Annotated in this window: 28 protein-coding genes; 5 read left to right on the top strand and 23 right to left on the bottom strand. The window is 41.5% G+C overall.

Features of this window, described 5'->3' with window-relative positions:
* Window positions 1-107: 107 nt before the first annotated feature.
* Together bshC and M2369_RS10635 are read right to left on the bottom strand one after the other, a co-directional pair.
* Window positions 108-1,727 carry a bacillithiol biosynthesis cysteine-adding enzyme BshC gene (gene bshC / locus M2369_RS10640; protein WP_058337376.1) on the bottom strand — a complete coding sequence of 540 codons (1,620 nt, stop codon included), beginning with the start codon at window positions 1,725-1,727 and terminating at the stop codon, window positions 108-110.
* Window positions 1,728-1,792: 65 nt separating this feature from the next.
* Window positions 1,793-2,686, bottom strand: coding sequence for a 2-dehydropantoate 2-reductase (locus M2369_RS10635; protein ID WP_073413397.1), 894 nt, complete (start codon window positions 2,684-2,686; stop codon window positions 1,793-1,795).
* Between the two features lie 210 nt (window positions 2,687-2,896).
* Here M2369_RS10635 and M2369_RS10630 point away from each other — a divergent pair, with 210 nt between their 5' ends.
* Complete coding sequence (locus tag M2369_RS10630; protein ID WP_007499784.1) at window positions 2,897-3,376, top strand: N-acetyltransferase; 480 nt, start codon at window positions 2,897-2,899, stop codon at window positions 3,374-3,376.
* Between the two features lie 53 nt (window positions 3,377-3,429).
* Here the strand turns inward: M2369_RS10630 and gerR are convergent, their stop codons facing one another.
* The 3 genes from gerR to M2369_RS10615 form a co-directional block, all read right to left on the bottom strand.
* Window positions 3,430-3,969, bottom strand: a complete 540-nt coding sequence (gene gerR, locus M2369_RS10625) for a sporulation-specific transcriptional regulator GerR (RefSeq protein WP_017359370.1) — start codon at window positions 3,967-3,969, stop codon at window positions 3,430-3,432.
* A 138-nt stretch (window positions 3,970-4,107) separates the two neighbouring features.
* Entirely contained in the window at window positions 4,108-4,281 is a 174-nt protein-coding gene (rpmF, locus tag M2369_RS10620) for a 50S ribosomal protein L32 (protein WP_008354700.1), read from the bottom strand.
* Between the two features lie 21 nt (window positions 4,282-4,302).
* On the bottom strand, window positions 4,303-4,821 hold the full coding sequence (locus M2369_RS10615; protein ID WP_008345010.1) for a YceD family protein: 519 nt from the start codon (window positions 4,819-4,821) through the stop codon (window positions 4,303-4,305).
* Between the two features lie 206 nt (window positions 4,822-5,027).
* Here M2369_RS10615 and M2369_RS10610 point away from each other — a divergent pair, with 206 nt between their 5' ends.
* Window positions 5,028-6,275, top strand: a complete 1,248-nt coding sequence (locus M2369_RS10610; protein ID WP_396126110.1) for a nucleotidyltransferase — start codon at window positions 5,028-5,030, stop codon at window positions 6,273-6,275.
* 34 nt (window positions 6,276-6,309) lie between these two features.
* Here the strand turns inward: M2369_RS10610 and M2369_RS10605 are convergent, their stop codons facing one another.
* Together M2369_RS10605 and M2369_RS10600 are read right to left on the bottom strand one after the other, a co-directional pair.
* On the bottom strand, window positions 6,310-7,338 hold the full coding sequence (locus tag M2369_RS10605; protein WP_017359372.1) for a SepM family pheromone-processing serine protease: 1,029 nt from the start codon (window positions 7,336-7,338) through the stop codon (window positions 6,310-6,312).
* 4 nt (window positions 7,339-7,342) lie between these two features.
* Window positions 7,343-8,122, bottom strand: coding sequence for a patatin-like phospholipase family protein (locus M2369_RS10600; protein WP_007499796.1), 780 nt, complete (start codon window positions 8,120-8,122; stop codon window positions 7,343-7,345).
* A 156-nt stretch (window positions 8,123-8,278) separates the two neighbouring features.
* Between M2369_RS10600 and ylbJ the strand changes: the two genes are divergently transcribed.
* On the top strand, window positions 8,279-9,487 hold the full coding sequence (gene ylbJ, locus M2369_RS10595; RefSeq protein ID WP_310503981.1) for a sporulation integral membrane protein YlbJ: 1,209 nt from the start codon (window positions 8,279-8,281) through the stop codon (window positions 9,485-9,487).
* 13 nt (window positions 9,488-9,500) lie between these two features.
* On the opposite strand, the gene coaD is transcribed toward ylbJ, so the two are convergent.
* The 9 genes from coaD to M2369_RS10550 all read right to left on the bottom strand — a co-directional run bounded on the left by coaD (window position 9,501) and on the right by M2369_RS10550 (window position 14,562).
* Complete coding sequence (gene coaD, locus M2369_RS10590; protein ID WP_007499803.1) at window positions 9,501-9,983, bottom strand: pantetheine-phosphate adenylyltransferase; 483 nt, start codon at window positions 9,981-9,983, stop codon at window positions 9,501-9,503.
* Window positions 9,984-9,986: 3 nt separating this feature from the next.
* Window positions 9,987-10,544: a 16S rRNA (guanine(966)-N(2))-methyltransferase RsmD gene (gene rsmD / locus M2369_RS10585; protein WP_007499805.1), complete on the bottom strand. Its 558-nt coding sequence runs from the start codon at window positions 10,542-10,544 to the stop codon at window positions 9,987-9,989.
* Window positions 10,545-10,856: 312 nt separating this feature from the next.
* Window positions 10,857-11,129, bottom strand: coding sequence for a YlbG family protein (locus M2369_RS10580; RefSeq protein WP_008345023.1), 273 nt, complete (start codon window positions 11,127-11,129; stop codon window positions 10,857-10,859).
* Between the two features lie 65 nt (window positions 11,130-11,194).
* On the bottom strand, window positions 11,195-11,644 hold the full coding sequence (ricF, locus tag M2369_RS10575) for a regulatory iron-sulfur-containing complex subunit RicF (protein ID WP_007499807.1): 450 nt from the start codon (window positions 11,642-11,644) through the stop codon (window positions 11,195-11,197).
* Between the two features lie 57 nt (window positions 11,645-11,701).
* Window positions 11,702-12,109: a hypothetical protein gene (locus M2369_RS10570; RefSeq protein WP_007499810.1), complete on the bottom strand. Its 408-nt coding sequence runs from the start codon at window positions 12,107-12,109 to the stop codon at window positions 11,702-11,704.
* A gap of 73 nt (window positions 12,110-12,182) precedes the next feature.
* Window positions 12,183-12,431: a YlbE-like family protein gene (locus M2369_RS10565; protein ID WP_017359376.1), complete on the bottom strand. Its 249-nt coding sequence runs from the start codon at window positions 12,429-12,431 to the stop codon at window positions 12,183-12,185.
* A gap of 19 nt (window positions 12,432-12,450) precedes the next feature.
* Window positions 12,451-12,864 (bottom strand): YlbD family protein, encoded by a 414-nt coding sequence (locus tag M2369_RS10560; RefSeq protein WP_024720298.1) that lies wholly within the window; start codon window positions 12,862-12,864, stop codon window positions 12,451-12,453.
* A gap of 109 nt (window positions 12,865-12,973) precedes the next feature.
* Complete coding sequence (locus M2369_RS10555) at window positions 12,974-14,017, bottom strand: CAP domain-containing protein (protein WP_008345031.1); 1,044 nt, start codon at window positions 14,015-14,017, stop codon at window positions 12,974-12,976.
* Window positions 14,018-14,139: 122 nt separating this feature from the next.
* On the bottom strand, window positions 14,140-14,562 hold the full coding sequence (locus tag M2369_RS10550) for a CBS domain-containing protein (RefSeq protein WP_034646433.1): 423 nt from the start codon (window positions 14,560-14,562) through the stop codon (window positions 14,140-14,142).
* 161 nt (window positions 14,563-14,723) lie between these two features.
* Here M2369_RS10550 and M2369_RS10545 point away from each other — a divergent pair, with 161 nt between their 5' ends.
* On the top strand, window positions 14,724-15,089 hold the full coding sequence (locus M2369_RS10545; RefSeq protein WP_008345035.1) for a YugN family protein: 366 nt from the start codon (window positions 14,724-14,726) through the stop codon (window positions 15,087-15,089).
* Between the two features lie 31 nt (window positions 15,090-15,120).
* On the opposite strand, the gene ctaG is transcribed toward M2369_RS10545, so the two are convergent.
* From ctaG to cyoE, 6 genes are all read right to left on the bottom strand, one after another.
* Window positions 15,121-15,999 (bottom strand): cytochrome c oxidase assembly factor CtaG, encoded by an 879-nt coding sequence (gene ctaG / locus M2369_RS10540; protein WP_017367183.1) that lies wholly within the window; start codon window positions 15,997-15,999, stop codon window positions 15,121-15,123.
* Between the two features lie 30 nt (window positions 16,000-16,029).
* Window positions 16,030-16,359 (bottom strand): cytochrome c oxidase subunit IVB, encoded by a 330-nt coding sequence (gene ctaF / locus M2369_RS10535; protein ID WP_003211520.1) that lies wholly within the window; start codon window positions 16,357-16,359, stop codon window positions 16,030-16,032.
* Between the two features lie 2 nt (window positions 16,360-16,361).
* Window positions 16,362-16,982 (bottom strand): cytochrome c oxidase subunit III, encoded by a 621-nt coding sequence (gene ctaE, locus M2369_RS10530; RefSeq protein ID WP_007499822.1) that lies wholly within the window; start codon window positions 16,980-16,982, stop codon window positions 16,362-16,364.
* Window positions 16,982-18,853 carry a cytochrome c oxidase subunit I gene (gene ctaD, locus M2369_RS10525; protein ID WP_007499823.1) on the bottom strand — a complete coding sequence of 624 codons (1,872 nt, stop codon included), beginning with the start codon at window positions 18,851-18,853 and terminating at the stop codon, window positions 16,982-16,984. The genes ctaE and ctaD overlap by 1 nt, the downstream gene beginning before the upstream one ends.
* A gap of 188 nt (window positions 18,854-19,041) precedes the next feature.
* Complete coding sequence (coxB, locus tag M2369_RS10520; protein ID WP_039168612.1) at window positions 19,042-20,109, bottom strand: cytochrome c oxidase subunit II; 1,068 nt, start codon at window positions 20,107-20,109, stop codon at window positions 19,042-19,044.
* Between the two features lie 278 nt (window positions 20,110-20,387).
* Window positions 20,388-21,305: a heme o synthase gene (cyoE, locus tag M2369_RS10515; protein ID WP_007499825.1), complete on the bottom strand. Its 918-nt coding sequence runs from the start codon at window positions 21,303-21,305 to the stop codon at window positions 20,388-20,390.
* A gap of 389 nt (window positions 21,306-21,694) precedes the next feature.
* Here cyoE and M2369_RS10510 point away from each other — a divergent pair, with 389 nt between their 5' ends.
* Window positions 21,695-22,618, top strand: a complete 924-nt coding sequence (locus tag M2369_RS10510) for a COX15/CtaA family protein (protein WP_024720295.1) — start codon at window positions 21,695-21,697, stop codon at window positions 22,616-22,618.
* Window positions 22,619-22,657: 39 nt separating this feature from the next.
* Here the strand turns inward: M2369_RS10510 and M2369_RS10505 are convergent, their stop codons facing one another.
* Entirely contained in the window at window positions 22,658-24,091 is a 1,434-nt protein-coding gene (locus tag M2369_RS10505) for a cryptochrome/photolyase family protein (protein ID WP_259254157.1), read from the bottom strand.
* Between the last annotated feature and the right edge of the window lie 115 nt (window positions 24,092-24,206).

Genomic DNA, 24,206 nt, shown 5'->3' with positions numbered 1-24,206 from the left:
TCACCTATACTCTCCACTATCCACCACTTCTCTCCACAAAACTTATTTTACACTGTTTCTACATAAAAAAAAACCCTGAACTAGTCAGGGTTCATTAAAACTTTATTTCAAAGTTTGACAATTTGTTGCTTGTTTTGAAATGAAAATGGCAGATTTTTGAACGTTTTGAAGAATTCTGGACCATATTTGTTTAAAAAGTACATGATATTCCAAATTCTTTCTTGTGGTGCTTCGAGTGGTTTTAAGCTATTTTCAATCCGTTCAAAATCTCGAAGGATGTATCCTTCCTTCTCTTCCACACGCTTTGCAACCTTTTGATAAACAAATTGAAGCTGGTCTTCTATAAATTTGGCATTTTTATCTAATAGCTGTTCAAAGCTTGGTTCGATCTCTAGCGCTTCTTGTCTCATTGCCTCGTGAACATTCGCTAATTCACGTTTGGCATGTTGAACCGATTGAACGAAGCTGTCTGGGAGACTTTGCTGAAAGTGCGCATCCTTCTTTTCTTTCACGCCTTTTGTCAGCACTTCTTCAACCGACAATTCTCTTATCGGCAGCTTCTTATCAATATGCCTTTCAAGAATGGTGACGTGCAATCTTGGAAGAACGGGTGCCATTTTGACATCGAAGTACTCGAAGATGCCTTTCAGCTCACCCCAATAGTTCACTTCACCGTGTCCAGCCATAAAAGCAAGCGTTGGAAGAAGGGTTTCCTGCATCAATGGACGGGTCACCACATTATTGCTAAACCGCTCTGGGTGCTCCTCGACTTCCTGCAAAAGCTCATCTTTTGTCCAAGTAAGCCCCACTTCAGATATAGAAAATTGGCCATTCTCTTGTTCAATGAGGAAACGCTCATCATCATATTCGTAAAACAAGTTGGCTTGATGGTCACCAGCTTCAATAATCGGCTGATACCCCGCTTGTTCCATGGCAGCCTGCGTGTTATTTAAGTGAGCCACGATCGCATCACTCGACTCCACAATTTGCTTGAATAACGTACGTTCAAGTGGCTTCACGCCGAAGTCTCCTGAATTCAATAACAGCAGTCCATCTTCTTCAAATAGATCGCAAACAATCCACTCAAAGAAATCAGTAAACGTTTCTGATTTGCGTAAACATCGAAGAAGCTGATCAAACAAGTCATTTGTGTAAGCAGATTCCTCATAGGTTGAAAATACATCACGAAGCCATCTCTCTGTTTTCTCTTGGTGGAGAGGTGTTCTTTTCGCAGCTGTTTTTTTCACATGATGTAATGGAAGCTTTTGTTTGACTGGGCCTTTTTCGCCAGACGTGTACACAAAGTTAATTTCGTCTACGTCGTGATCTTCACCCGCTACCCAAAAGACCGGAATAACAGGAACGCCAAGCTCTGATTCTTTTTCTTTGGCAAACTGAATAATGGAAATGATTTTATGTATGGTATAAAGCGGACCTGTCAGTAGGCCTGCCTGCTGTCCTCCAACCACCATGACGCTCCGTTCATCACGTATCTTCTCAATATTCTCACGCATCGCAGCCGAATCAAATTTTGCATGATATGCGCTCATATAATCCGCTAAAGCCTCGCGCGGGAAGCTCCTTTCCATGAGATCGTCGTATCTCTTTTTCCATGTGTGCTCAGAATGTATATCATAATCAAAAAAAGCAGTCATCTCTTTTTTTTCTTCTATATAATCACGTATGAATAAATTCTGACTTCGGATGGAAAGTTCAGTCAATTGCATGTTTAGAACTTCCTTTCTTCAATAAATAGTTAGTTTCCCGAAAAAAGTATAGCATGTAAATGAGCTCACTCAAAAGATTTTGTTTGCTTTTTTTCCAATACTTCCAAGCTTCTATTCAAGAAAGTGAGGAATGGCGGCGTCATCCCTTGACCTTGAGCTTTTTTTAAAAGGTAGCCAATGATTGCTTTTCTTTCAGTTTGGCGGCCTTTGACGATATCTTGTAGCATTGACGATTGATTGGCAGCCGTTTGATGGCAAATTGATTTCACATGAGCCCATAGACGATCTTTCTCAAGCAACCCTAGAATGGAAACCGCTTCTTCAAATGCACATGTCATCATATGTTCATATGATGGGTTCGATACCAATTCCCCATTATTCACATGTAATAGAGCCGTCAACGGATTAATACACACATTGACGAGCAGCTTTTCCTCCAGTACTTTCTTCCATTCATCTGTATAAACCATTTGAAAATCGCACGTTGATAGTTCACTACCCATAGGTTCTTTTTCCTCATGCAGAAATGCTCCCCACTTGATGACACCAATTCCTGTATGGTTTACTGCGCGATCAGACACCTTCATTGCGCCATGCTCTACTACACCAATATATAACTGATGTGCCGTTTTCCAGTTCTTTAAATCGACGAGGTGGGCCATTCCGTTCTGCAAAAATAAGATCCGATGACGAGGCAGTCCCGATAATTCCCCTAGAACATCTTGCAGATGATGATACTTCACTGTCACAATCAGCAAATCAAATATTCCTTTGACCCCCGTATCGGCCCCAACAGCTGATTGAATGGTTTCCCCTCTTACCATTCGTTCAATGCCTAATGCTCGAATTTCTTCTGCCTGCTGTTTCCTTCTTGTAAAGACGGTGATGTCATGATGTTCTGATAAATAACTGGCACAAAGCAGACCAATCGCACCACCGCCAATGATTCCAATTTTCAATTGCCGCACTTCCCTTTTTCTGTTTACTTCATGTTATCAACTATTTTACCAGTTTCGTGCTACGATGCAAAAAGCAGATAACGCGCTATGATTGAATTTTTTTAATTAAAAAACTATAATAATAAGTGTAAAAACTTTTTTAGGCGGATGGGATGAAAACGCCTTCAATGACATCACTGTCGACATTATGTGTGTAAGGGGGAAGATCACATGACACAAGTAAAACGTCTTCTGATTAACTACAAAACATTAGAGGAATTTAAACAATTTAAGGAATATGGCATACAAGAACTTTCCATGCTTGAAGACCTAGAAAGTAATATGATTGAAAATGACAGCAACTCTCCATTTTATGGGATTTACTTTGGAGATAAGCTTGTGGCACGTATGAGCCTCTATCAAGTAGATGGCTCGACGACGACGTATTTTGACCATAATCATGATTATCTAGAGCTGTGGAAGCTAGAAGTGTTGCCAGGATATCAGCGTAAAGGTTACGGCGAAGCACTTGTTGATTTCGCAAAATCTTTTGGCCTTCCAATTCGAACGAATCCACGCGTCAAATCTGCCGGTTTTTGGGATAAAATGGGCTTTGAAGCGGTGAAATATGATATGGAACGCGATAAAGGAGAAAACCCACTCATTTGGGAGCCGGCACATATTCAAAAGAACACAGGTGAGTCCGCTTAATCATTTTAATCATTAAGAAAACGCCCCTCTTTCCATCTGTGAGGGGCGTTTTCTTATTTTGCGTAATCTTTTAAGCTGATATTCTGTTTGACTCTTTCAACAATACCAATAAGTGCCCGGTAATCTTCTTCTGTCATTTTTAATTGACGTTTCAGCTGTTCATTTTCTTCGGTGAGTGATTTTAATTGATGCTGTGCATCTTTAAGCTCCTCCCGTAAATAAGCTGGACCAGATGGTTCTTTCTCAAGCTGCTCTAGAAACCGAATTACTTCTCGAAGCGTCAGTTCAGTCTGATCAGAAGATGCCTTCTCTTCTATGGTGAACGCATGCTGCGGTAAACCCGAAGAATGGATACCAATTTTTTTACGCAGTTCTTTTCGCTGTTTTTTGGCAAGCTCAATGCCTGCCTGGTACTGCTTTCTGACGTAAGAATTCCACCTGAATCCACATGCTGCTGCTGTTCTTGACAATGCTTTTCCAACCTCTTCAAATGCTGAAAGCTGGGTACCCCCATCTCGGATATGCCTTAAAACAACTTCTGCTAAAAGTAAATCTTCATCTTGTGTCCATGCGTCCTGCCGTGTAATCGTCAACTCATCATCCCCCCTGAATCTGAATACCACATCATATGCGCTTACTAGAGTAGATAGACTATTTGCAGGAGAGAAACCTAAAAAATAGATCAATAAAAAAACGCAAGGGAAGATTCCCTCACGTTTTTTTATCAAGCATTAGTTGCTTTTTACGTCTTTGCCTTTGTATGTTCCGCAAGATTTGCAGACACGATGAGAAATTTTCATTTCACCGCATTCTGGGCAAGCTACCATACCAGGTACTTGTAGTTTGAAATGCGTACGACGCAATCTTTTTTTCATTTTAGAAGTTCTTCTAAAAGGTACAGCCATTATTCCCACCTCCTTAAAGAGTTAAGATTCATTATTTTCTTCTAAGAGCTTCTTCAAGCCTTCCAGACGAGGATCAATTCGGTTTTGATGTGCATCTTCCGAAATGACCGCCCAGTCATTCCCTTCCTGTGGTGCAGCACCTTTTACGTCAGCTTGGTCGCAAAAGATTTGCATGGGCACTTCAAGAAGAATTTCTTCCTTGACTATAGGCGTTAAGTCGATGATATCGTCTTCTACAACAGATACGTCTTCATCTTCTATATCGTCTGTCTTATGAAGTACAAATAGTTCTTTTGTTGAAATCGCAAATGGATAATTTACATCAACAAGCGTTCTTGAACAAGGCAATGTCATTTCACCTGTGATGGTTAAATCAAATGCGACTTGCTTTGATTCGATCACTCCAGTCCCTTTCACCTCTACTGGTGAAATGCGACGTATATCTGAATGAAGGCTAGTAAGTTCATTTAAGTCAACCGTCTCATGAAAATCGAAGCTGTTTTTAGCTTTTTGATGTAACTGATAAACTGTCCATTTCAATTGTATCACCTCTAAGAGCAACAAACATGATTATAGCTTTCATCATGCTATTTGTCAATATTTTTTCTTTACAGTCCTTCATGATGTCAAAGGGCTGTTTGACATCAGTTCTCGGAATGCCTACACTGAAAAAAATGGTCTTCATTTTTCCCTTATGCTACTGTAGCACAGACCATTTAACCATAGCAAGAAAGGCGGAACATCTATTGAAAGCAGTGGGAGTCGTTGTCGAGTACAATCCATTTCATTATGGGCATGCCTATCATGTGAATCAGGCGAAAAAACAAACCTCCTCAGATGTTGCCATTGCCGTCATGAGCGGTTCTTTCCTCCAGCGCGGGGAGCCTGCCATCGTCTCAAAATGGGCACGTACAAAAATGGCACTGCAAAACGGTGTAGACATTGTGTGTGAGCTTCCATACATATATGCCGTACAAAAGGCAGAAACCTTCGCCAATGGCGCTGTGTCCATCCTCGATGCATTAAAATGCCATTCTCTTTTTTTCGGCAGTGAGGATGGAGAGATCAACGCATTTGAGCGCACAGCACACGCTTGGCATGAAAAAAAGGCAGAGATTGATCTTTTAACAAAAGAAAAGGTGAAAGAAGGTCTTAGTTATCCCGCAGCAGCAGCAGGTGCATTTCAAGAGGCCATTCATTCTGAACACTTACTGGATTTGTCCAAACCAAATAACATTTTAGGCTTTCATTATGTTAAAGCCATCTTAGAGAGAGCTCCTCACATGCAGCCTTTTACGTCTCAAAGAATTGCATCTGATTATCATGATGAAGAACTGCCTGACAACCAAAAAATCGCAAGCGCCACAAGTATCCGAAAAGCATTAAAAGAACAGAGCTCATTTCAAGAAGTCACGCCCTACCTACCAGACGCTACTTTAAAGCAATTACACGACTATCATTCTTCATATGGTCTTTTACATACGCAAGAAGCCTATTTTCGCTTTCTGAAACATGTTTTTCATACAATGGATACGAGTGAATTAGAGGGCATCTATGAAATTGAAGAAGGCATTGAACACCGCATGCAAAAAGCCATAACACATGCGTCTTCCTACGATGAGTATCTATCACTTGTCAAAACAAAACGATATACGTGGACAAGGTTACAGCGGATGAATACGCATCTATTAATGAACATGAAGAAAAAGACGATGCACGAGCTGCTTGAAGAGAAAAAAGCGCCCTATATTCGTTTACTTGGAATGACAAGGAAAGGACAACAGTACTTGTCTCTTGTAAAAAAAGAGTTGGATGTACCACTTGTGAGTAAACTGTCTTCCTTTTCACATCCCGCCCTTGATCTTGATATTCGCGCTTCAAGGGTGTTTAGCCTTCCCATCTGTGAACCCATGCAAACAGAGTTAACAAAAGCAGAGTTTAAAACATCACCGATTCGATATGATGAAGAGAGCGGACTCTTTTCATCTCGATAGAAAAAAAGCAGCCTGCAAGTCAGGCTGCTCTTTTTTATGATGCTTTCTCTTTTAATTTGTTTAAATAGTTTAGTGCGTCCTGCATGGTATCCACAGGAACGATTTTCATATCACTTTTAATATCTTTTGCTGTTTTGACTGCATTTTTGTAGTCAGAGTTTGGGTCACCTTTATCATTCGGTGCAAAGAAGATGTCTTTCCCTGCTTTGTCTGCTGCAACAACCTTTTGATCAATTCCGCCAATCGGTCCGACTGTACCATCTGCATCAATCGTTCCAGTTCCTGCGATCGCATAGCCATGTGTTTCATCTTCTTTTGTCAGCTGATTGTAAATTTCAAGTGACATCATTAAACCAGCCGATGGACCGCCGATGTTTTCAATATCCACTTTCACAGAAGGAGACACTTTCACATGACGGTCTGTAAATAGTGATACGCCAATTCCCACTCGTTTTGGCTCTTCTTTAAATGGTTTTAACGTCACGTTCTGCGTAATTTCTTTGCCATTACGTTCAAGTACAAAACGGACAGTCGTGCCTGCTTTTTTACTGCTGATATACGAAACCATTTTATCTGCTGACTCATATGTATGGCCGTCGACGCTTTTGATCTTATCGCCAACTTCAATCTTCCCATATGCAGGCATTCCTTTCATCACATAGCTCGCATATACCCCATTAAACGTATAATCTACTTTTTTCCCCGCTTTTGTATAAGCGGCAATCATTGCATTTTCTTGAGAACTTTTCATGAGCTGCAGCTGCCGTTTCATATAATCCTCATCAGACTCTCCGTCCGCTTTAATATTTTCTTCTGGAACGATTTCGTCATACTTGTTCATTTTTGCAAGTAAATACGTATATGGATTGGCTGGACCTACTTTAATGGTCATAAGAGAAAAGCTGCCTTTCTCGCCATATCCTCCGTCTACTTGAATGTGTGGCGCAATTTCTGTTGCATCACCTGGCTTTGTGACGTAATAGGGCAGTTTCACAAAAGTTAAGCCAAATAAGACTAGAACAACAGCAAAAAAGCTGAGCCAGCGAATATTTAATTTTTTCATTCGATTAACACTCCCATTTATCAATGACATCTTTCAGTTTTTCTTTTAGTTGGTCGGCGGCGAGTTCACCTGCTTCAATCATTTCTTGAACCTGTGTAAACGCACTAGAGCTAAAGGTCTCGAGCTTCGGCCGAATCATGAGATCTGCATGAATGGTTTGGTGACGAACCAATTCATTTTGAAGGATGTCCAAACTTTGCATAATGACATCCGATAATCTCGTTGCCTTTTCTGTTTTTTTCACCCTTGATACATCAGAGGCGATAATGAGATCTGCCCCCATTTCTTTGAGAACAGAAACAGGAATGCGGTCCACTACCGCTCCATCCACCAATTGCCTGCCGCCTATTTCATGCGGAACAAACACACCCGGAATGCTAATGCTTGCCCTGACTGCTTGTGAGACAGACCCTTCTTTGAACACAACCTTCTCCCCTGTCTGAAGGTCACAGGCGACAATCGCAAGAGGCACGCGCATTTCTTCAATATTCTTCCCATATGTAAACGTGTGAATCAGTTGCAAAATTCGATTTCCTTTTAACAGACCGATTTTTGGCAGTGTATAGTCAGCATAATACTTTCTTCTGAAGACAAGTGCAAGTTTTTTCATTTTTTCTACGTCTTGTCCTGCTGCATAAAAGCTCCCCACAAGAGCACCAATACTGCTTCCTGCGATCATATCCACCTGAATTCCTTGTTTCTCAAGACTAGATAAAACCCCGATATGCGCCATCCCTCTGGCACCCCCGGAGCCCAGCGCAAGCCCGATAATCGGTCGTTTCATGAATCCACCCTCCTCTTTCTATGCATATATACGAATCTATAGGTCTAAACATGCCCCTTCTCATCGTATAGTAATAGAAGACAGGCTCGGCTAGCATCTCTTTTTCTTTAATCACGAGCTCGCCAATAGATTATAACGGCAAGGAGCGACATCTCCATGAAAAAATGGAACACTCTGTTCATCGCTGCTTTTTTTATCTTTTTAACAGCCACTGTGATTACACATCCACAAGCCTCTTTGCAAGCATCGAAAAATGGACTTGCAATGTGGTGGGAAGTGGTTTTTCCATCGCTGCTACCTTTTTTTATTTTGTCCGAGCTATTAATCAGTTTCGGGATTGTCAGATTTGTCGGCGTATTATTAGAGCCATTTATGCGGCCTATCTTTCGGGTGCCTGGTGTCGGCGGATTTGTACTGGCGATGGGAATGGCCTCTGGTTTTCCTTCTGGCGCTAAATTGACGACAAGACTTCGGCAGGAAGGACAGCTGACAAGAATTGAAGCAGAACGCCTTGTGTCATTTACCAATTCTTCAAACCCTTTGTTCATTTTTGGAGCAGTGGCTGTAGGATTTTTTCATCACCCAGCTATAGGCATTGTGTTAGCCTGTGCACATTATTTAGGAAATCTCGCGGTTGGGGTGACGATGCGCGGATATAAAGCACGTCATGATGCGCACCTCAGAAGCCGAAAAGGATTTTTATTGCCTCCAATTCGAGAAGCATTCAGCGCTCTTCATACGGCAAGACTTGCAGAAAAAAGACCACTTGGCCAAATATTAAGTGACGCTGTCATGTCATCTGTTCAAACGCTCTTAATGATTGGCGGCTTTATCATTTTATTTTCTGTCTTTAGTCAAATGCTCGCTGTCGTTCATGTGACAGATCTTCTCTCTATCGGGATCGGCTCTATACTGAAAACGATGCACCTTCCGCCGGAATTAGATCTAGCCATGATTGCGGGTCTATTTGAAATCACATTAGGAAGTCAGCTCACAGGATCACAAGAGGTTTCCATGCTCGCTAAAACAATTGTGGTCAGCTTTATTTTAGGATTTAGCGGATTCTCCGTTCAAGCTCAGGTAGCCGGGATTTTGGCAGCCACCGATATACGCTTTAAACCGTTTTTCTTCGCCCGTTTGCTTCACGGTATTTACGCAGCCGTCTTTACTTTTTTGTTATTCAAACCCCTTTATGTCTCTAAAGCAGACATGGCGCTTCCAGCAGGGGCATTTGAAACAAGCGAGCAAGTCGTGATGTTTAGCAGCATGTTATGGAATCAGCTTGTATCTGCTGGTCCTCTCATCACCTTGTTCAGTCTGATCGTGTATATTGCGCTCTATTATCAGAAATTAAAAAATGGATGAGTGCACAATGCACTCATCCATTAAATTTTTCTTTCAGCGCAGCTTCGACCTCTTGCGGTACAAGCTCTTTGACTGATCCATGATATTTCGCTACTTCTTTAACAATGCTTGAACTTAAGAAGGAGTATTGATTATTCGTCATCATAAAGAACGTTTCAATGTCATCATTCAACACTTTGTTCATTGATGTCCCTTGCATCTCGTATTCAAAGTCCGTCACCGCTCTAAGTCCGCGCAAAATGACTTTCGCCTCTTTTTGTTTCGCATAATCAACGAGCAGTCCATGAAAGGATTCCACTTTGATATTTGGTAGCTCCTTTGTTGCTTGACGAATGAGTTCACATCGCTCTTCAACAGTAAACAACGGCTTTTTTGACGAGTTATTGAGGACGCACACATATACTTCATCAAAAATCTTTGCCCCTCTTTTGATAATATCCAAATGGCCCAATGTGACTGGATCGAAGCTACCCGGACAAACGGCTATATTCCCCATGCTTTAATTTCCCCGCTTTCTATAGATCGTAATGCCAGTCATTCCGTACATTTCCTGCCTTGAGATATGCAGCTGTCCTGCTTCCTCTGGCAGTGTCACATCTTTATCATGCTCACACACAATGACGCCATCATCTGCTAATAAGGAATGCTCATCAATCGTATCAAGAAGTGCTTTCAACTTTTGATCTTTATACGGCGGATCCAGGAAGATGGCTTGAAAAGATTCTTCTCGCTTCACTACAGCGGCGAGTGCACGGTTTGCATCATTTCGAAACACTTCACTTTGATCCATCAGCGACAATTGATTCAAGTTGCCTTTAATCGTCTGAATCGCCTTCATATCTCGATCCACAAATATACAATGATCGAATCCTCTAGAAAGCGCTTCAATTCCTAAACCACCACTTCCAGCAAATAAATCAAGGGCCCATCCCCCATCAAAATACGGTCCAATCATATTAAAAATGGATTCTTTTACTTTATCTGTTGTTGGTCTTGTTGATTGGCCGGGTACGGCTTTCAGCGTGCGGCCTTTTTTTGTTCCAGAAATCACTCTCATTTTTCCACCACTTTTTCTGCTTGCATCTATTGAATATTGTTTGATGACAAAAAATTCAACATTATCTTACCATATCCACTCCACATGGGACAATGCACTGAATTCCATTCATTTTCTATGTATAGATCACAAAAGAGAGGGTCATACTACTGTTAACAGCATCTGATGTGGTGCTGTTGCCAACCGCGGAGAAGACTTACGTTTCCCCATAAGTTCTTCCTCCGGTTTCTCCTCTCCCTTTGCCTTCTCCTTAATGAATCATTAAGAATAGAAGGACCCCGCGGGTGATGCCGCGGGGGTTTTTTTGTGTCTTTAAAAGCCCACCTTATAATCATACTCTTTTGCTTTGTCCAATTTCGATTCGTACTCTAATTTAATAAAAGGTTTATAGGAAGGCTCAACACGTTTTACAAATGGCAATGAACTGAGCTTTGCCATGTGGCGCTCAAGATCATTCATATCACAATAAATCACTGCATATTTCATTTTCCTTGAAATATAGTGAACATTCCCAAATTTCCTTAGCGCTTTTGACTGCTTTAACGAATGCAGCCAAACGACCATCCCTTGACGTTTGGTATCCATCTTTTCACCTTCCGCTTTTCAATTCTTTCCGTTCATTATGTAAAAGACGAGACGTTCAAGTCTCGTCAAGATACTTTACAGCCACAGCTGCCTCCTGATCCACAGCCACCGCCGCATGATGATAGACCATCAAAATATGGGTTCCCTGTTGGAACTTTAATATATGCTGATACAGCTTGACCGATTTCAATACTAATCTCATCTAAGATGGATTGAATCGCTGTTTCTGCTTTTTTGAAATCAACCACTGTATCGTGAAGATCTAGCTTTCTTTTGACCTCACGCATTTCTTTTGAGATCGTTCTATAGTCCGGATGGTATTTGCCGAACCGCTGCACATCTTCATATTGCTCTTTTACTTTTGTAAAATGGGCAATAATTTGTTGGGCTTCTTCGTCTTGCTGGAGACGCTTAAAGCAGTTGCGGTAATGTTCAGCCTCCTCCGACTGAAGAATCATGGCAGCCAATTGATTTGCTTCCTCTTGGAGCTCCACAGATTCGATTGTCGCATACATAAATGTTGCACCTCCAATTCATAGTTTACCACGAAACCTATGGATCAGAAAATGCTTTTACGTCACAAATACATCCCACGTCTCTCTTTTCTGCTTATATTCAGGGTGACGAGAATTTAGCACAACGGTCATTTTATGCTTTCCTTTTGAAAGGTGCTTGACCACAAACGCCGCAGTATACTCATTGCCTGCCCGTTTCCCGTCTACATACACAGTAAAATACCCAGCCTTCTTATCCTTTTTTAGGGGTGAAGGTTCAAGGTGAAAATCTTGAAGTGTACTTTCTATATACACAACAGATCCCTGCACTTTGTATTTTAAAAAGCCTTGCTGCTTCATTTCACTTTGCGTCTGCTGCATGACTGGTACTGCTGGTTCTTGCCTAGTTACTTGCTCTTGATCATGTTGACTTTGACATCCGGTGAGAAGAAAAAGCAATGCGCATATTGACAGCATCCATTTCATGTTCTGATTCTCCTTTCGTCTACTTTCATAGGATGCTCATGAAATAGACATCTTAATCAACTCAAAAAAAGCCTCACCCGGCTCCATTTTGATTGCGCATTGCTTGGAACATCTGGATCATCATTTCAGCCATTTGGACACTATTGCTCAACTGGCTCACACGATGAGGAATGGTTTTTTCGTAAAAGTTCATTTTATCTAATTCAAACGAAGTGACATTTTCAGGATGCCGCGTTAACTGTCTATACCAGAGTGGGCGCTGCCTGATGAATTTGATTCGATCCTCTTCGGCCATGACAAACTCTTGTACTTCTCTCCGCACCAAAAGCATCCCCTTTCAATTAATCTTTCCTGAAGGAGAATGGGTGCTGGCTGCCTCCAGATGAACCCTTCTTTGAGCCATTTGATGAAAATTGACCGAGTAAGCTTTGTAAAGAGGAAATAGACTGGCTCATTTTATTAATTTGTTCATTCATCTGATCAGCGTCCATTTTTTTCACTGCAGAAACCATTTTAGACATAAAATCTGCTTTTCCCGGTTCACTTTGCTTAGCGGCTTTTTCTTCTTTTGCTTCTTCCGTTTGTGTTTGCCGGTAAGGAGACCACATGTCATCTTCCTCACCAAACATGACCCAATTCTCGTATAAACTTTGCCAGCTTTTTTCTTGCGTCTGCACTTCTTGAATTAATTTCGGATGGCGTCTGACGAACTGTTTAAATTCATCAATGGATGTTTGCTTTTGCTTATTTGTCATATCCTCACCCCCCATACAAATGCCTACTATACTATATACATCTGGGTCTATTTTGGTGAGCCCTTTTCATAAAAAAACAGCCGCCATCTGTGCGCAGCTGTTTAGAGGATTAAGACGTTTTCTTAATGAAGTTTTGTGTATAATACTTTTCTTTCACACCAACGCCAAGGTGCGTGTAATCTTGATTTAACAATGCCTTCCGGTGACCTTCGCTATTCAGCCAACCTTCTACAGCTGCAGGGCCATCAACATAATTATACGCAATGTTTTCCCCCGCAAGCTGAAATGCGACCTCGCCTCTTTCTAACCGGTCTTTCAGCGTGCCGTATTTTTTAGATTCATGGGAGAAATAATGATGATCCTTCATGTCCTCACTATGCATGAATGCCACTTCAGAGGTTTCATCGTCCCACTTTAAGGTCGGCAGTTTGTACTTATGGCGGATAATATTGGTCATATCAAAAATTTGTTTTTGACTCGACGCTTCAATATCCTTCCACTTTTCGCCTGATATCGCCTCAGGTTCAATTAATTGACCTCGATAAACGACTTCATACGGCTTTTGTTTGACAAATGTATCTGCGTTAAAGGCTCGAATGCTCGAAAGAGTGCTTTCAAACTTATCCATGTAGAGCTGGACATACACATCATCTCCCACTTTCACCGTCGGCCTGGTATTCATATCATCTTCTGAGAATTCAAAGCGATATGAATTTCCCTCGTCCTCTACATGAATGTAAGGAGCGATTTGTGTTTTTTTAAACACTTCACTTGTGGCTTGACCGATTTTAAACGGCTCAACATTCAGCCCGTCCCCTGTCGCAAACAAGGTCACCACTTTACTGTCCTTTACCCCTACTTGAATATAGTGCTTCTTCGATTGATTGTATATCCACCAGTCATAATCATATGCGGAAGGATCAATGCGATCTGGTTCCCCTAGCTGTTTAAGCACTTCGTTTGAAGACTTCCCCATAAAGGACATGAGACCTTTTTTCGGAATGTTGATCGGCTTATCGCTAGATGTTTCTTCATTAGACACCTTCGGCTCATTGCTGTTTTCTTTTTCTGGTGAAGATCCATATTGAATAAACAGAACGTACGTTCCAGATATAATCAGGAGGATGAAGAGTGTTTTCAGCACAGTTTTCAAATAAACACCTCCGTTAAATTGGCAAGGTACAAAAAGTACCTTCTACTGTCATTTAAACAAAACTTGCTCCATTTATCAACGACAATACAGCCTATTTAACACGAATTTAAAATATGCCCCTCCTAATGAAGAAATCCTTGGCCATGATCCTGGTCTTGTTGAGAGATTTCCGTCAGGGCATCACCTGCACGATCGTTTGATAAATCTTCAACTGATAAATCCCCAAGGGCTACGATCCCTGTGAGTGCCCCGTTTTTGACAACCGGGATACGGCGGAGCTGATGTTCTGACATCAACCGGACAATTTCTTCTAGGGTTGCATCTTCTTCAGCTGTCAAAACTTCCTTCGTCATAATGGCACCAACCTCTTGTGAGTTCGGCTTTTTCTCAGCAATACCTCTAAGTACAAGGTCGCGGTCTGTGACAATACCAACAAGCTGATCTCCGTCGACTACTGGAATGGCACCAATATCAGCATCTTTCATTTTGACTGCCGCTTCATACGCGTTGTCGTCCTTTTGCAACGTCACTACTTTTTTCGTCATGATATCTTTGATTTTTTTCGTTTTCACGTTGATTCCTCCATCCGTTATTTTCTTTATTACTGTAACCAGCTTATAAAAGAACATACCCTTCACAGTTGAAAGTTTAACGCTTTCATACTATGATTGTCAGTAAAGGGAATTTTTATAAGGAGGGGTTTTGGGTGAAGTTTGAAGGTACGGGGATTGAAAAGGTATCAGCTGACTTAAATAAATTGGATTTCATTATGGAAAGTGAAGGATTTGTACGAGCCGATCAATGGGATTATGAGCGTGTGACGTACGATAGGAAGTATAACATGGTAGAGGGGACGTTTTACTTACGGATCTCTGGCTACGCCACTGAGGGAGATGTCGGCTCCAAAAAAGCCCACATCCAGCTGCTGACACCTTTACTTGGAAAACACTATTATCCGCATGGTGTTGAATATGGAGAAGGCGAAGATTTCCCTAAATCTCTTATTCAATCCAGCAAAAAAACACTGAACCAATTGAAAGAAAAACTAGAAGCGATAACTGCTGAAGCATAAAAAGCACAGCCCTTGCGGCTGTGCTTTTCATTTATTCATATTTCGGAATGAGCGCATCTGGTACGGCATCTTTCGCTCTTTCTTTTCTCGCCCAGTCAAAGAAGACAACAGCAAGAATCGATCCGTATACAATCTCCTGAATGATTTTCATCAAAATAGCACCTAGCTGCTGATCTTCTAGCAGCGGCAATGTATGAAACATGTCAGGTCCCGTAAGTGCAAGACCAGCAAGCATATCACTCGGTACGCATAGGTGCAGTGCTTGTATCCATGCGCCGGCATCTGAATAAGTGGCATAGATAGGCGCTTCACTAAACATAATGAGTGCGCAGGCAGGTGTCATTAAAATCCCATCTGCCATAATATATCCAAGCTTTAAAATGCCTGTAATCTGCGGCTGACTTTGCACTTTATGGACAAGCGGCCACCACATGAAAAAGGCAGCGATAAAAATGACAACCGTCATCAATGCGTGATAAAACGGATCTGTTTTGACAAAATCGAACACAAGCGGAATATGATACAGCGAAAACAACCCGTTAAAACCGAGTAAGGCAATCAACGGCTTAGAAAACAAGCGGAAAATCGGCTGAATACCCCGTGTTTGAATGATCCGCTCCCAAATCGCCGCAGGTAAACCTGTAATAAGAAGGGGCGGGATGACCAAATAGAGCACTGCCATTTGCGCCATATGCGCACTGAACATAATATGCCCCATTAAATCAATCGGGCTCCCCTTCACTGCATAAAGCAGCACAAGTCCCGTGAGAAACAGCGTTTTCTCTTTCACCGTCGCACGGTGCTTCCCCTTCGTCACGAGAAGCAGATAAAAAGCGGCTGCTGCTACAATACATGTCAAATAGTAAGGACTCCATAATGCACGAAATCCAAATATCTCTAAGTTTTCCATTGCTGCGCCTCCTTCAAGGGCAAAGCGAGCTTACCACCAAATAATGGTCAAAAAGGCTAAAACGGTAATAAACGCGACAAACACACCTGAGTAAAGAAACAACGCGGGTGTTTCATGCCCTTTTTGGTTCATGTGCATAAAATAATAAAGCTGAAAAGCGACCTGAATCACTGCAAGCAGTAAAATAAAAGGGACAGCGAACCAATTTCCGACGTCTTCAGAGGCGATTGTTAAAAAGGCAACAAACGTTAAACCAATCATCAAGCCGAAAGAAATGAGCTGATGCTTCATTTCTTCGGCATTTTTCTTTTTCCGATAGACAAGATCGACTTTGGACTGATTTGTGTTTTTATTTCCCATTCTTATCCCACCATTCCCATCAAATATACAACGGTAAAGATGAAGACCCACACAACATCAATGAAGTGCCAATAAAGGCTTGCCACATAATATTTTGGTGCATTGTATAAATCGAGTCCGCGTCTCATATTCCGAATCATCAGAGCGGTGATCCAGCAAAGTCCAAATGCGACGTGAGCCCCGTGTGTTCCAACAAGCGTATAGAAGGAAGAGCCAAGTGCAGAGCTCGTAATGGTAAATTCATACGCATGCACATAATGATAAAACTCATAAATTTCTACCCCTAAAAATCCAGCACCTAAAAGAACGGTTACACCTAGCCAAAGCTGCATTTTTTTAAAGGCAAAGTTTTTCATATGATACATAGCATACACACTCGTTAAACTGCTCGTTAACAGAAGCATTGTGGCAATAAAGACAAGTGTGAGGTCAAACATTTCAGTTGTTGTTGCGCCGCCTGCATTTGAATTTTTCAGCGCCAAATAAGTGGCAAACAAAGATGCAAACAGGACCGTTTCTCCCCCAAGAAACAACCAGAACCCGACGAACTTATTCTTTCCTTCTAACGTGGCTTTCTCAGGAGAAGCTGGAAAGGTTTCCGCTGTCATTTTTTGTGGTTCCATTATGCTTTCACCCCTTTGTCATCGTCATCCGTCAAATCTTCTTTGTGAATATGGTATCCATGATCATCTTTAAGAGAGCGAACGAGCATGGTCGCAAACGTGATGCCAAGACCAATGAAGATCACCGGTAGACCCCAGCTGTGTTCTTGACGATACATAAAACCAAACGCTGACACAAATAGACCGAATGAGATAATGATAGGCAAGATGGAATTATTCGGCATGTGAATATCATCGAGCGGTTCAGATGCTGTCATTCCTTTTTTACCATCCATTTTCTCAATCCATAATGGATCAAGTCCCCGTACAAGAGGCAGCTGCTTAAAGTTATATTCTGGCGGAGGTGAAGATACTGCCCATTCAAGCGTTCTTCCATCTCCCCAAGGATCGCCCGATACACGCTCCCCTTTTGCTGTCGTCCAGATGATATTAATCAGCATGATGACAACTGCTACAAACATGAACAGTGCCCCAATCGTACTCACCAAGTTCCCAAGGTCTAGACCCTGACCTGGCAAGAATGTAAAGACTCGGCGCGGCATGCCCCAAAGACCGAGAAAATGCTGGATAAAGAACGTTAAATGGAAACCGACGAAAAACAGCACAAAGCCAATTTTCCCAAGCTTCTCATTCAGTATTTTCCCAAACATCTTCGGCCACCAATAATGCACACCAGCTAAAATACCGAAGACCACACCACCGATAATGACATAGTGGAAATGCGCCACAACGAAGTACGTGTCATGGAACTGATAATCCGCTGCTGCTGCTGCAAGCATGACGCCGGTTACACCGCCAAGTAAGAATGACGGAATGAACGCAACGGAATATAGCATCGGCGTTGTAAACTTCACATTACCGCCCCATATGGTGAGCAACCAGTTAAATACTTTAATTCCAGTTGGCACCGCAATCGCCATTGTGGCTACGGCAAAGATCGCATTGGCAATTGGACCAAGTCCTGTTGTGAACATGTGATGCGCCCACACCATGAATCCAAGGAAACCAATTAATACAGTCGCAAACACCATGGACGAATAACCAAACAATCTTTTTCTTGCAAACACCGGAATGATCTCAGAGAAAATCCCAAATGCCGGCAAAATCAAGATATACACTTCTGGGTGTCCAAAAATCCAGAACAAATGCTCCCAGATGATTGTATTTCCTCCGAGCTCTGGATTAAAAAAGCTCGTATCAAACATTCGATCAAGCATCAGCATCGCAAGCCCTGCTGTCAGCGGCGGGAATGCGAATAAAATTAGTGCAGATGCCACAAACGTCGTCCAGGTAAAGAGCGGCATTCTCATATACGTCATACCTGGCGCTCTCATATTAATAATCGTTGCAAGAAAGTTGATTCCGGCAATTAGCGTACCAATACCCGCTATCTGCAACCCTAAAATATAGAAATCCATGCCGTGCCCTTCTGAATTCAGCGTGAGCGACGCATAGGCAGTCCAGCCTGCATCAGGTGCTCCGCCCATAAACCATCCAAGGTTTAAGAAAATACCTCCGAAAAAGAACAGCCAAAAACCAAGTGAATTCACAAATGGAAACGCTACGTCACGTGCACCAATTTGAATGGGTACAACCGCATTCATTAATGCAAATAAAAGCGGCATTGCTGCAAGGAAAATCATCGTTGTTCCATGCATCGTCATGACTTCATTGTAAAACCCTGCACTCACAAAATCATTTTCAGGGATGGCTAGCTGAATACGGATAATCATCGCTTCCAGGCCACCAATTAAAAAGAAAAATCCCCCTGCCACTAAATATAGTATGGCAATTTTTTTGTGGTCAACCGTCGTTAAGTAATCCCATAAGACAGCGCCAAACCCCCGCTTTTTAGCTATTGTACTCACCATGAAATCCCCCTCTTATCTCCCATTTGCCCCTTTTCATATCAATGTCTATCTTCACGTTCTAAAAACAGACTATATCTGACAGATGACTTATTCTTGGATGTAGAGACTTATTCGGGAGCTCTTAACAAAAACTTCACATAGATCGTATACCCTTTTGAATGTACGCAACTTCAAGCTGCTCAAGGCATTTACTGTATTTTAAGACCTTTTAAATACTCGTAGAGTGCGTCTGCTTCTGAGTCATTTAGTTTAGGGTACGTCCCTGTCATCTTATTACCTGGTTTAAAGCTCTCTGGATCTTTCAGCCATGCTTTGACATTTTCTTTGTTCATGTCTTTAATTCCAGCTACTTTTGTCCGCTCTCCGAAGGTTGCAAGGTTTGGTGCAGTCCTTGCCGCCTCTGGCCGTTCATCTCCAGGCTCTACCGCATGACAGCTTAAACAGTTTTTCTCTTTAAAGAGTTTTTCACCCTCAAGGGCTAGATCTGACGTAGATGCAGGCTTCTTATAATCTGTCATCTTTTTCGTCCAGCCTAAAAACTCATCTTGAGAAAGCGTTTTAACTTTAAAGTCCATTAAAGCATGTGATGGACCACAAAGCTCTGCACATTTCCCATAGAAATATTCTCCAGCATCTTTCGTTCGTTTTGAGTCAAACGTTAAATAAAACTTGTTCTCGTTGTCTGTATTTGTATCAATTTTACCCCCAGCTGATGGAATCCAGAATGAGTGTTTCACATCAGATGCTTTCAGCTTAAAATAAACCTTTTGATCAGTTGGAACAATCAATTCCTGACTTGTCACAATCCCATAATCAGGGTATTCAAATTCCCACCAATATAAGCTGGCTCTTACATTCACTACAAGTGTCTTTTCAGGATCTCGTTTTTTCTTATCCATGGCGCTTGTATCCCCTAGCTCAAGCGTGTATGCCACAACAGGTACAACGAGAATAATGAGTAGAAGTATCGGAATCGCTGTCCACGTAATTTCGAGGTTACGGTTCCCTTCTACCTGTTTAGGAATCGTATCTTCTCCCACTTTAGAACGTTTGAATTTAATGATGACGTAAAAGAAAATGATCGATACAACAATAACGACAAGAACCATAATAAGTGTACTCAGTACCGTTAGGAAAAACTGTTTATCTGCTACTTCCCCAACTGGCTTGAGTGTTGATAAGTATGGTTCACCGCAGCCCGCCAAAACGAGCGTCAGTAAGAGAAACAGTGAATAAACACGCCATTTTCTTATCATAATTTGTCCCAACCCCTTTTGCTTGATCTCCTTTGCCTTTCGCTTTTACCTCTTATTTATAAAATCACCTTTCACCCATCCATAACCCCCGCCTCTTATAAAAGCACTTACATTTCCTCTTTTCATAAAAAAATGATGTTTTTACTCAAAATACCATCTATGTATAAACAGAAAGCCGCCTAAATAGAACTGAATATCAGGCGGCTTTCATAGTTGTAAGAAAATGTTGTGTTATAAGATATAGCCATTGTTTTGATGTGATCAAAGTGTATTTCACTCTAGAATAGTGTAATAATAATCATCGCAACGAAAAAGATCGTTAAGTAGTTTAATGAATAAACGAACATGAGTGTTGACCACTTCATGATATCTTTCATTTTAAAGCCCATAAGCCCAATGACGAGCCATCCAATGTTCAGCAATGTGCCAAGTGCGACAATCGGCCATCCTAATCCACCTAAGAAAAATGGAAGCGGAAGAAGACATGCTGTCCAAATGATGATTTGGCGTTTTGTGACTTCAAAGCCGTAAACAACTGGCAGCATTGGAATACCTGCTTTACGGTAATCTTCCGTTTTCTTAATCGCAAGTGATAAGAAATGCGGAATTTGCCAGATGAACATAATCATAAACAGGACCCAAGCCGTTGTGTCGATGGTGCCTGTAACAGCTGTCCAGCCAATTAATGGCGGAACCGCACCAGATACACTCCCAATGACTGTATTAATGGTGTAATGACGTTTAGACCACATCGTGTATAGAACTGCATAAGTAAAGACACCGATAAATCCAATCACTGCTGATGTAACAGTTGTCATCAGAAGCATAATCAGTCCAAGTACAACAAGCAGAATACCAAATGCATACGCTTGACCTGGCTGAACTTTACCTGTCACCGTCGGTCTTGTTTTTGTTCTTTCCATTAGTATATCAATATCACGGTCAAACGCATTATTAATGGCGCATGAACCGGCAATAATAAGAGAAGAACCAATCATTGTTAACAGCACAATATCAAGATTCCCAAGAAAACTCATATCTGTAAAATAAAAAGCAAGCCACATTCCAGTAAATGTTGTAATGAAATTGGAATTGACGATGCCCATTTTAATAAGAGCAAGAAAATCTTTTAAAGCGGTTGTTTCTTCTATTTGTCCATGAATAGCTGCTTCCGCGGCTGTTTTGGAATTTGCCAATGTGTATAACCTCCCTTGCCCAAACCTTCAAACGAACGAATAAAACGTAAAATCGTTACAACTCTATCATACAAGATAAAGAGCTGTAAAAAAACATCCTATTAAATAATAAACGACAAACTTGAAGTTATTTGTGAACTTTTCGTGAATTTATTAGGATGTGCGTTTCAGAAGGCGGTGCAAAATGAAATATTCTCTCCTCTATTTCTATCAGACTGTCAAAGAAAGATCAAGCACTCTAAATCTGTAAACTTTGTGAACTAACATATCATTTTTTTGTGAACTTTGGTCATTATGAATTGCAACAGAACACGCATTTGGCTTAAACTTGAGAGCATGTGAGGTTTTCATTTAGATCAGAAGTTATTTAGAGAAGGTGAAATCATTTGATGAAATTTGCTTTAAGGTTATTGAGCGTTGTCACAACATTTGTGATGCTGATCGTTCTGATTGGCGGTGCGCTTGTGACGAAAACTGGCTCCGGTCTTGGCTGCGGCAGACAATGGCCCCTTTGCCACGGTCGTTTCTTTCCAGAAATGAACCCTGCTTCCATTATCGAATGGAGCCACCGCATGTCAACAGGAGTTTCCACCATTCTTGTATTGGCACTGGCGGTCTTATGCTGGAAAAAAATCAGTCCAGTATTCCGTGAAACCAAATTTTTGGTCATCATGTCCATTATATTCTTACTGCTTCAAGCGCTGTTAGGGGCACTCGCCGTTGTGTTTGGTTCTAACGCACTTGTCATGGCACTGCACTTCGGTATTTCACTGATTTCTTTTGCTTCCGTTTTACTGCTGGCACTGCTTGTGTTTGAAGCCACCAGATCTGAAACAAAGCTTGTGAAGCCGCTTCATATCGGCAAAAGAATGCAGTTCCATATTTATGGGTTGATCACATATACGTATATTGTGGTGTATACGGGCGCCTATGTGAGACATACAAAATCAAGTCTTGCATGCTCTGTCTTCCCATTTTGTTCAAAAGACGGCGCACTTCCAGCGTATTTTAATCAATGGGTTCAAATGTCTCACCGAGCAGCAGCCCTTCTTTTATTCGTTTGGATATTTGTTGCGATGTTCCATGCCCTTAAACATTATAAAGAACAAAAGCAGCTGTATTATGGATGGATCATTTCAGCCATTCTGATTACACTTCAAGCGATCTCAGGTGTCATGTCTGTTTATTCTCAGCTCGCACTCGGTTATGCGCTTGCTCATTCATTCTTTATTTCTTGTTTGTTTGGGGTACTATGCTACTTCTGCTTACTCATTGCCCGGTTTAAATATGAAAATAGAGAGCCTTTCAGATAAACATACAATCCCCCTTTCATCCGAAAAGGGGGATTTCTTTTATGTTTGTTTCGCTTCTTCAAATAGCGAAATGGCCTTTTTTCGTCTTTCTTGATGATCGACTGTAGGCAGAGGATATGTATCCCCCAGCACACATCCCGATTTCATTTGCTCATCTATCGGCATTTTACTCGGTTCATGAATCCATTTTTCATTCACATGCTTTAGTTCTGGTACATACCTTCTAATATATTCTCCGCTTGGATCAAATCGTTTCGACTGGGTCGTTGGGTTAAAAATACGGAAGTAAGGAACAGCATCCGTTCCGACAGAGGCTGCCCACTGAAATCCTCCAATATTCGAAGCCTCATCATAGTCGACAAGTTTTCTCGCAAAATACGCTTCGCCCATTCTCCAATCGATGAGATAATCTTTTGTCAGGAATGAAGCCGTCACCATTCTCAAACGGTTATGCATCCAGCCTTCTTCATTTAACTGTCTCATCCCAGCGTCAACGAGCGGGAAGCCTGTTTGTCCTTTACACCAAGCTTCAAAAAGTGTCTCATCATCATTCCATTTTATATGTTGAAAGGAGGAGTTGATTTCTTTTTCTTTCATCTCTGGATAATGCGCAAAGATCATATGATAAAAATCACGCCACGCTAGCTCTTTCATAAATGTTTCCTTGCCCTTATCTTCAAAAAGTTCTTCCTCATTGACCGCATGAAAGATTGTGCGAATAGAAATGGTTCCGGTTTTTAAGAACCGAGACAGCTTGCTCGTCCCAAAAACAGACGGAATATCTCGTTTCTCGTGATAACGCGTCAATCTTTCTTGAATAAAGCCGCCTAGCGTGCTCATCGCTTTGTCTGGCCCAATCTGATCGAACTTCCTTGTACATTTCTTGATGATGTCCCTTAGTTTCGCATCTCCCTTTTCAGAAAGTGACTCATCACAAATCGTATGCTTGCTGCTCAGAAATGATTTGTCAACTTTTATCACAGACTGCTTCTCCTGCTTCCGCCACGCTTGATAGTATGGAGTAAACACTTGATAATGAGTCCCATCCGCTTTTAAAATATCTCTCGCCCCATGCAGATGCGTATCTTGCCACTTTGACACATGAATGCCCTTTTCTTCTAAGAAACAGGTCACTTGCTCATCACGAATTCGACCATTTCCTACTTCGTCCTCATTAAAAAAGACCGCATTGATGTCATAAGCATTCATGAGCTTTTGAAAAGCGGACAAAATATCATCATGAATGAGATGAACATACATGTGAGATTCTCTCGCTTCCTTGACGAAATTGGCCAAGTTTTGAAAGAAATGTTCGTTGTTCAAATCCAGTTCCATTTCTGTAAAAAATGGATCTAGATGATAAAAAGCAAATAATCGGTACTGACGTTTTTTTGCATATGTGATCGCTTTTGATAAGGCGATATGATCATCCAATCGCATATCTCGGCGAAACCAAATCACGACAATTTCCACTCTTTCTTCACCTCATTCTATAGTGTAATCACTCTAGCAGGCGGCTGCACATTTTAATGCGCTCAAAAAAAGACACATCGCAGTGGATGTGTCTTGGATTGTTGACAAAGGGCTA

Source organism: Bacillus sp. JUb11, from assembly GCF_024807925.1.
Classification (GTDB): domain Bacteria; phylum Bacillota; class Bacilli; order Bacillales; family Bacillaceae; genus Bacillus; species Bacillus altitudinis.
The sequence above is the reverse complement of the archived record's forward strand: the minus strand, read 5'-3'. Positions and strand labels throughout refer to the sequence as shown.